The following is a 1,559-nucleotide window of genomic DNA, read 5'->3' as shown; positions in this document are numbered from 1 at the left end:
TCAGGCTGTCGAGAAAGTCTCGACAGCCATCTTTATAAGTAATTAGTTTAACACGGCACCGCGTTACTATGGTATAATAAGGGTAACTTATACGAACGGAAGGTGTCGCCCTATGCTGCGTTCTAATCGAGAAAAACAACAAAGTTACGAGTTCGTTTCCATTGAAGACTTAGTGCCTGCTGATCATATGCTTCGCAAGATTGACAAGTACATCGATTTTTCCTTTATTGATGAAAAGGTTCGGCATTTGTATTCACAAGATAATGGGCGCCCAGCCATTGATCCGCTTGTTCTTTTCAAGATGATCTTTCTGGGCTATTTCTACGGGATTCGTTCCGAACGTCAGCTTGAACGAGAAGTGCAAACGAATCTCGCCTATCGCTGGTTTCTAGGTCTGGGATTAACCGATCGTGTGCCAGACCACACGACGATTAGTTGGAACCGGCGTACCCGGTTTAAAGATACTTCTGTTTTTCAAGACATCTTTGATGAGATTGTGCTGCAGGCCATCACGCATCGTATGGTCGGCGGTCGTGTACTGGTTACGGATTCGACCCATGTCAAAGCGAACGCGAACAAAAACAAATACACGAAAGAACAAGTGAAGCAAAACACAAGAGATTATCTCGATGAGCTAAATGCTGCCGTTGAAACGGATCGTCAAACCCAAGGAAAAAAGCGCTAAAACCACGGGAGGAGGTGAACGAGGACAAGGAAGTAAAGGTAAGTACCACGGATCCGGACAGCGGATATATGTTTCGGGAAGGCAAGCCAGAAGGCTTCTTTTATCTGGATCATCGTACCGTTGATGTGAAGTACAACCTCATTACCGATGTTTTCGTAACTGCAGGCAATGTCCATGATTCCGTCCCGTATCTCTCTCGATTAGATCGCCAGCGTGAACGTTTTGGTTTTGAGGTAGAAGCCGTTGCTTTAGATTCAGGCTATATGACTACACCGATTTGCAAAGGACTGGAAGCACGTAAGATCTTTGGTGTCATCGCCCATCGCCGATTTCACCCTACGCAAGGCTTGTACCCGAAATGGAAATTCACGTATGAGGCCGAGCGAAACGTGTACCGCTGTCCCGAGCAGCAGGAACTGGTGTACCGCACGACGGATCGTCACGGTTACCGACATTATGCGTCGGATCCGAAGCAGTGTGCATCTTGCCCGATGCTCGAAAAGTGCACGCGATCTCGCAACAAGCGAAAGATCGTCACCCGGCACATCTGGGAGGACAGCAAGGAGCAGGTGCGATTAAACCGCCTCAGTAAGTCAGGCAAAAGGCTGTATCGAAAACGAAAAGAGACGATTGAGCGAAGCTTCGCGGATGCTAAACAGCTCCATGGGTTTCGCTATTGCCGGTTGCGGGGGCTGCGCAATGCTACGGAGCAAGCGCTGATGACCGCAGCCGTGCAAAACATGAAGAAGATCGCCCTCCATCTTGAAAGGAGGACGCAATAGGGGAATCCTCCTCCTTTAGCTTCGTTTGGATCCCCAAAATAAAGAGAAACCCAAGCGTCTTGGAACAAGACGTAGGGTTTCTCGACAATCTG

General features: G+C 48.3%; 1 protein-coding gene. It reads left to right on the top strand.

Annotated elements, in window-relative coordinates; translation table 11 throughout:
- The first annotated feature begins 112 nt into the window (after positions 1 to 112).
- Positions 113 to 1,467, top strand: a protein-coding gene (locus AC50X8_RS32375; RefSeq protein WP_494883709.1) for an IS1182 family transposase whose coding sequence is annotated in 2 segments (ribosomal slippage) — positions 113 to 680 and positions 680 to 1,467 — 1,356 coding nt in all. Because the reading frame shifts where the segments join, the coding sequence is not laid out codon by codon here.
- Positions 1,468 to 1,559 lie beyond the last annotated feature (92 nt).

The organism is Paenibacillus sp. JT22N15 (assembly GCF_059383755.1).
This window is presented reverse-complemented; position numbering and strand designations above follow the sequence as displayed.